Source organism: Clostridium sp. AM42-4 (genome assembly GCF_003480105.1).
Lineage (GTDB): Bacteria > Bacillota > Clostridia > Lachnospirales > Lachnospiraceae > Brotaphodocola.
In genome coordinates this window covers 1,536-8,939 of the sequence record NZ_QUIK01000017.1, presented here as the reverse complement: position 1 = coordinate 8,939, position 7,404 = coordinate 1,536, and the positions used below count along the sequence as shown (strand labels likewise).

The following is a 7,404-nucleotide window of genomic DNA, read 5'->3' as shown; positions in this document are numbered from 1 at the left end:
TTCTTAAAATTGTGGTAGGGGTTGTTCTTGTTTGTATTTTATTTGTTTGTTTTCTTTATACGAACAATGAGATCGGCGTGACTTCATCTAAGCTGGAGACAGATATTCGTTCGTCGCAGAAGATTAAGGATGATTGGACGGTCGATGGAAGCGTTTCCAGCACGATGGCTGCATATATTTCTTACCCTCAGGATTTGAGTGACCATTCTTTTTCCGTCTATCTCAACCGCCCTGGTCTTTCCTTTGGATACTTTTTCCGTGGGGGTGGAAACCTTTCGTGGGTTCAAAGAGGAATCGCCGAGTACACCGTAGAAGGATATAATGAGCGAGCATTTATTTCTATGAATCAGCAACAGGTAACACAGCTTGAAATAGATGACGGCAACACAATTCATGTGCTTGACATTGACAGCAATAAACCTTTTGCGATTGTTTTGCCTATAAATGCGGGAACCATTACATTCTATGATGTGAATGGCAATACTGTGGAATACTGGAACAATTCTCTCTGACAACTTCCAGTTTTCTTAACTGGATAAATCGGAAGTTGGAAAGGGGTGCACTGCTATGCTGAAAAAGTTGAATTCCTTTTTTAACATCGTTATTGCTTCATTCATAGGAGTTTTCATTGGGTTCGGAATTTATAAGTTCTGGCACTTTAAAACCTATCCAAATTTATATGCCATGCAGTCTGCACCGTGGTACACAGAGTTGCTATTGGGTGGTGCCTTGGTGGCTGTTGTGGTGGTCGTATGTATTATCCTAAAGCTGATTATTTGTAGGAAGTTAAAGCCATAACTTCCCGTTTATTGGGAAGTCACAGAGAACGAAAAATCGGAGGTTACGGAGGTAAAGAGCAATGAAAAAAGCTATTATTACGATGATTGTGGTATTCGCATTAGTTGTTTGGCCGTTCAGTGGTGTGTGGCAACTCTTGTCTGGTATCATTGGCGGTGGAGTCCAAGAATCTTTTATTTATCCGATTTACGGTGGAATTATTCTTCTTTCAGGTCTTTTAGTCGTTTGTACTGAACTCATTCTGGAAGAAATTAAATCGTTAAAAGACGATATAAAAGATAAAAAAGAAGGTTGCTGATAAAATTCCAGTTTGACGGAGTAATGGATATGAAAATCCGAGAAGTGAACGAAAATAAAAAGCAATTTATATTATTATTGTTATTAGCTGATGAACAGGAGAGCATGGTTGAGCGCTATCTTGAAAAAGGTACTATGTATGTGCTTGAAGACAATGATGAAAAAGCAGAATGTGTTGTTACCGATGAAGGTAATGGAATACTTGAAATCAAGAATATCGCAGTCGATCCGGAAAATCAGGGAAAGGGCTATGGCAAAGCACTAATTGATTTTCTTGCCAGTAAATATGCAGATGAATATTCTGTTTTGCAAGTTGGAACAGGTGACAGTCCATTGACGATACCATTTTATGAAAAATGTGGATTTGTTCGTTCTCACAAGATTCCCAATTTCTTTACTGACAATTATGACCACCCAATTTATGAGGGCGGTGTACAGTTGATAGATATGATATATTTGCAAAGATGTTTATAACTTCCAGTTTTACGAGGAGAACACAGTGTACGCACAGGCAGCGATAAAACCGAATACCTTACTCCGTAACGGTGCATACGGCATCGTTATGAGGGGTGTGCAAAAATGCACCTGTGCGGGTGCATCGTTAAGGGGTAGATATTCCGCTCCGTTATGTTGTATCAAATTAGACACGGCAACAGATCCAGCATGTGGCAGTGGTAACTTCCTTACGGAAACATATATTAGCATTCGTAGGCTTGAAAATAAGGTATTGGCTGAGTTGCAGAAGGGCCAGATTCGCTTCGGATTTGAAGAAGCAAATCCAATTCAGGTATCCATTGCTCAGTTTTATGGCATTGAGATTAACGATTTCGCCGTTACTGTTGCTAAGACAGCGCTCTGGATTGCGGAGAGCCAGATGATGAAAGAAACAGAAGCAATCGTATTGATGCAACTTGATTTCTTGCCTTTAAAAACTAATGCATCTATCATCGAGAGTAATGCTTTGCAGATTAACTGGGAAGATGTTGTGCCGAAAATGAGCGTCAATTATATTATAGGTAACCCGCCGTTTGTAGGTGCACGGATGATGAATAAAGTCCAGAAGGACGATATAGCACTCGTTTTCCCAGGTTGGAAAAATGCTGGTAACTTGGATTATGTTTGTTGTTGGTATAAAAAATGCACGGATTTTATGAAAAATACAGCTATACGCAGCGCATTAATATCTACCAATTCTGTGTCACAAGGTGAAAGCGTTGCGAATTTGTGGAAGCCTTTATTTGAGGAAGGAGTTCATATTGATTTTGCTTATCATACATTTAGATGGGATAGTGAGGCAAAAATTAAAGCCCATGTTCATTGTGTAATCATTGGATTTAGCATTGCTGTGAATACGAAACAGAAGAAATTATTTACAGAGGAGAGGTACCAAGCTGTTAAAAATATCAATGGTTATCTGCTTGATGCTGAGGATATTTTTGTTGAAAGTAGAAATAAACCGCTTTGTAATGTCCCAGAAATAGGCATTGGAAATAAGCCGATAGATGGTGGATTTTATCTATTTGAAAAAGAAGAAATGGAGGATTTTATAAAAAAGGAACCTGGATCAAAAAAATATTTTCGACCTTGGTATGGATCCAGAGAATTTATAAATCAAGCACCACGATATTGTTTATGGCTTGGAGAGTGTAGCCCAGCTGAACTTAGAAAAATGCCTTTGTGCATGGATAGAATTAATAAGGTAAGGGAGTATCGTCTTGCCAGCCCAAGTGCAGGTACAATAAAATTAGCTGAAAGACCGACGCGTTTTCATGTTGAAAATATGCCAAAAGGAAACTATATTGTTGTCCCAGAGGTTTCGTCGCAAAGACGAAGATATATCCCGATAGGATTTTTTACACCGGAAATTTTTTGCAGCAATCTTGTAAAAATCATTCCGGACGCTACATTATATCACTTTGGAATACTTACCTCAAATGTACATATGGCCTGGATGCGTGTTGTATGCGGAAGATTAAAAAGCGATTATCGATATTCAAAAGATATCGTTTATAATAATTTCCCATGGCCATTACCAACGGAGCAACAGAAGCAGAAAATTGAGCAGACAGCGCAGGCTATTCTTGACGCACGTGCCATCTATCCTGATAGCAGTCTCGCAGATCTATACGACGAACTAACCATGCCCTCAGAACTTCGAAAGGCACATCAACAGAATGATAAGGCAGTAATGCAGGATTACGGCTTTGATATTAGGACTACTACGGAAAGCAGTTGCGTAGCTGAACTAATGAAAATGTATCAGGAATTAACAGAAAAAGAAAATGCCAGAGGTAGAAAATGACCAGAGAGGAAGTGTTCGATTATTGCCGCCAGCAATACAAAACTGAACCGGATTATCCATGGAAAGATTACAATGCCGTGTTGAGGCACTCGGATAATAATAAGTGGTATGGTCTGGTTATGACAGTATCTTTCTATCGCTCACCGGACGACCATCCAGAAGCAGTTCGTTGTGGAATTTTAACTGCCGATCACCAAATTTTCCGTAGGGAACGATGGACAGTTTTAAAGATTTTGCGTGTAAAAAGTGAGAGCAGTCCACTGTTTCTTCGATGCGATAATCCCTTAGTTTTAAGCCATTTTTTCGTGTATCAGGAGACGGAGCCGGATATGCGCTTGGGTGCTGCGTCAATTGGGATTATGACTGATGACAATTATAACATCTTTGAGGACGGTATTGATTTGATGGTAGGTGGTCGCATGATGCCTGTACCTGCTTATCCGGAGTATGAGCACAATCCAGAGCTGCTTGAAGATATGGAAAAGATTAAGTATGTGTTGGATGGAGGAAACCTGTCTTACCGGCCATCACCGCATCGTTTTATTCGCACCAATAGACCATCGACTTATGCTATGGATGAGATGATAGAAGAAGCAAAGCAAGGGCTGAGAAGAGAATTTCCAAAACATGGGAAAAGGACAGAATATACTGTTGATTGGCTGGAAGTACGGCGGAAAGCATTAGAACTCTATAAGCAGATTTATGGCAGAAAAGGCGTTGCCGGTATGGTGTATTTTGATCCAGATTTAGTGAGCGTGGAAACAGCAGAATGTAAAAACGGCTGGGAAGTGCCAGTAGGAAAGAAAAATTGTGTGAAGCTGTTATGCTTTGAAGAGCAGCAAAGTACGGCGGAAGACCTCATTTGTACCGATCCAGCTGAGGCAAAAGGGTATGTTCGCTTTGCATCTGGATATTGTACGGATCTGGATAAACAAGTGAAACAATGGAAGAGAGAATACGGAACAGACGAGCCGATGGAGATAGTCCGTGATATCTATAAAGAAACCCCTCATGTGCATCGGGCTTACCGGGAGATACTTGGTCAGCACGCAGTTTTTCGGATGGAGGGGCAGATTGATGATTATATGGATATGGTCAAAGATAAGCTGGCAAGCTCCGCACCGGACATTGAGATTGGTGCTAAGACGCAGAGAATAGAAAAACGAGGAAAAAGTTACAGTCGATAAGTATTTATATAGAACAGAAAGGCAGGATTTTGGTCCTGCCTTTTTCATATCTGTCAGTGGTTGCAAACAAAGTCCGCCACTTCTTTGTTGAATTTATCTGCTTCGTCCCAGAAAAGCATATGCCCGGAATCCTCGAAGAATACAGTCTTGGCTCCCGGAATGTTTTCGCCAACCCAGGCACTACCATGCCAGTCGAAAATGTTACTCTTTTTGGCAACACAGACAAGGGTAGGCAGGTTGATGTGCGGGATAAAGTCGCGCCAATCCAAATTTGTATGATCACGCATAATTTCAATGCGTGCATAAGGCGGGCACTTATTGGCTTCGGCTGCCAGCATCTTGGCATCTTCTGGATCCGGTGTATGATTTAAGCATCCAGTGATCAGTCCAGCTGCAGAGCCTTCTGGATCCGCTTGAATTCCACAGCACAATCTGATAAATGACTCAACATCATAGCAACCTTTCTGTCCCCATTGCCAATCAGGTCCGATATACTGAGCAGGAGACTGGTCCACGCAAATCAGTCCGCTTAGTCTATCGTTTCCAAAAAGTTCGATGTAGCTCCACCAAATTGATGCGCCCATGGACCAGCCAAGTCCAGTAACATCTTTGATATCCAGATAGTCCAGCAGATTCTTCACATCCATGGCATACCGAGAAATTCTATGGCTGTGCAGAACTTTTTCGGACTCTCCGTGTGCGCGAAGATCCATGGTGATCACCTTACAGGATTTTGCCAGTTCATCAACATTCTTTTTCCAGAATTTTGTCGAGCATGTCCAGCCCGGCAGCATCAGCAGCGGTCTTCCTTCTCCTTTAATGTCATAATAGATTTCCACGTTGTCATTTGTTTTAAATGTGCTCATATAGTAAACCCTCCTTTACCATAAGCAAACGCTACAATTCAGCTACCATCATTGTATCACAATTAATACAAACCAGAACGAAAGAATCTATTAAATTTACTAATCACCTACAAAAATATAGTATTTTACCTATACCGAAATTTCAGTAAATCAATGTAAAAATGAATATTTTACATTGAATCACTTCAAACTCCCCAAAATCGATTTTATTTTCTATCCCATTCTCCATCATATATATTAGAAAGGATGGTGTATAACTATGGCAGAAAGATTATATTAAAAGGATGGTTCTCTGCAAGGCTCAAACTTCAACAAGGAGATGCAGAGGACATTGAAAATGGAACTGGTTTTATCCGTGAAGAAGAGAAGGGTTTGGACTTTTCTGCTACACTTGGTGATGATTTCAAAATTGCAAAAGACAAAGAGACACAAAAAGAGTGTGTTGAAATCAAGTTGCAGGGCACTTAGTTGCTGCTTAGGAACAGATACTTTTGAATACACAATAAAAACAATCAAAAAAGCAATCGTAAAAAAATACGATTGCTTTTTTGCGTATTTCTGCATATAATATATTCAATAAGACAGAAATGGAGGCGATTGGTATGCGTGAAACAAGAATATTAGAGTTCAAGGAAACAATCACGAACACATTTTTAAAAACAGTCAGTGCCTTTTCAAATTATGACGGAGGAACCGTCCTTTTTGGTATAGATGATGATGGAAATATAAAAGGTTTGCCGGATGTAAAGCAAGCATGTTTGGATATTGAAAACAAAATCAATGACAGCATTACACCGCAGCCGGACTATACGCTTGAGATAAAGAATAATGACCAGACGATAAAACTTACTGTGAAAAGCGGACTTCAGAAGCCATATCTATATAAATCGAAAGCATACAAGCGGAATGATACAGCAACGATAGAAGTAGACACTCTGGAGTTTTCAAGGCTCGTACTGGATGGGAAAAATATTCGATTTGAAGAATTGCCTTGCAAAGATCAGGAACTGTCTTTTGAAATTTTACATCGTAAACTGAAAGAAACTGTCCGGATTGAAAATTTTGACAAGGACACGCTGAAGACATTGAACCTGTATAACGATGGAAATGGATTCAATAATGCAGCAGGGCTTTTGGCAGATAAAAATCATTTTCCCGGAATTGATATTGTCAAATTCGGAGAAAACATCAGCATCATTCAAAAGAGATCAACCTTTGAAAATGTATCGGTTTTAGAGGTATATGAAAAGGCAATCGAGGTATTCAGAGACTATTATCAATACGAAGTAATACAAGGTGCTGATCGAAAGAAGATGGAGAAAATACCGGAAGCAGCTTTCCGAGAAGCAATCGCCAATGCTCTGATTCATAGGGTATGGGATGTGGATTCGCAAATCAGAGTTTCGATGTTCGATGATCGAATCGAAATTGTTTCTCCTGGTGGGTTGCCGTCTGGAATAACGGAAGAAGAATATTTGGCAGGAAAACTTTCTGTGTTAAGAAATAGAAATCTTGCCAATGTATTTTACAGATTAGGATTCGTAGAGATATTCGGAACGGGAATCACAAGAATAAAACAACTGTATGCAGAAGGCTTGATAAAACCGGATTTTGAAGTTTCAGAAAATGCCATAAAAATTGTACTTCCGATATTTGAAAAAAATGCTGATTTAACGGAAGACGAAATAGTGATTTATAAGCTTTTGAGCAAGACGATGCTGAAGCCAATCAGCGAAGTTGCACCGTATGTTCCTTTTGGCAAATCAAAGACAACAAAGCTACTGAAAGAAATGTGTCAAAAGGGCGTGATTACAGTGGAAGGCAAAGGCAAAGGCACAAAATATATCATTAGTTAAGATTTAACGTAACACTGCAAGAATTCTCCCATCCTCTTCAGGTGGTGGGATGATTTCCAATCGGGCAAAAGAAATATTTGAGCATATTGCTCCGAACT

8 protein-coding genes are annotated in these 7,404 nt (G+C 39.8%); 7 read left to right on the top strand and 1 reads right to left on the bottom strand.

Features of this window, described 5'->3' with window-relative positions:
* The 5 genes from DW922_RS13020 to DW922_RS18125 form a co-directional block, all read left to right on the top strand.
* The coding region (locus DW922_RS13020) for a hypothetical protein (protein WP_118726834.1) at positions 1-512 on the top strand (512 nt) is incomplete at its 5' end.
* A 347-nt stretch (positions 513-859) separates the two neighbouring features.
* Positions 860-1,096: a hypothetical protein gene (locus tag DW922_RS13010; protein ID WP_005345958.1), complete on the top strand. Its 237-nt coding sequence runs from the start codon at positions 860-862 to the stop codon at positions 1,094-1,096.
* Between the two features lie 29 nt (positions 1,097-1,125).
* Positions 1,126-1,569 (top strand): GNAT family N-acetyltransferase, encoded by a 444-nt coding sequence (locus DW922_RS13005; RefSeq protein WP_118726806.1) that lies wholly within the window; start codon positions 1,126-1,128, stop codon positions 1,567-1,569.
* A gap of 25 nt (positions 1,570-1,594) precedes the next feature.
* Positions 1,595-3,397: a DNA methyltransferase gene (locus DW922_RS13000; RefSeq protein WP_243032227.1), complete on the top strand. Its 1,803-nt coding sequence runs from the start codon at positions 1,595-1,597 to the stop codon at positions 3,395-3,397.
* Complete coding sequence (locus DW922_RS18125; protein ID WP_243032225.1) at positions 3,394-4,584, top strand: hypothetical protein; 1,191 nt, start codon at positions 3,394-3,396, stop codon at positions 4,582-4,584. Before DW922_RS13000 ends, DW922_RS18125 begins: the two co-directional genes overlap by 4 nt.
* Positions 4,585-4,637: 53 nt before the next feature.
* On the opposite strand, the gene DW922_RS12990 is transcribed toward DW922_RS18125, so the two are convergent.
* Positions 4,638-5,450: an alpha/beta hydrolase gene (locus tag DW922_RS12990; protein WP_118720953.1), complete on the bottom strand. Its 813-nt coding sequence runs from the start codon at positions 5,448-5,450 to the stop codon at positions 4,638-4,640.
* A gap of 246 nt (positions 5,451-5,696) precedes the next feature.
* Between DW922_RS12990 and DW922_RS12985 the strand changes: the two genes are divergently transcribed.
* Together DW922_RS12985 and DW922_RS12980 are read left to right on the top strand one after the other, a co-directional pair.
* The gene (locus tag DW922_RS12985) at positions 5,697-5,918 is read left to right on the top strand and encodes a hypothetical protein (RefSeq protein WP_118720954.1); all 222 of its coding nucleotides are present in this window, start codon (positions 5,697-5,699) and stop codon (positions 5,916-5,918) included.
* Between the two features lie 134 nt (positions 5,919-6,052).
* Positions 6,053-7,306 carry an ATP-binding protein gene (locus tag DW922_RS12980; RefSeq protein WP_118720955.1) on the top strand — a complete coding sequence of 418 codons (1,254 nt, stop codon included), beginning with the start codon at positions 6,053-6,055 and terminating at the stop codon, positions 7,304-7,306.
* The last annotated feature ends 98 nt before the right edge of the window (positions 7,307-7,404 follow it).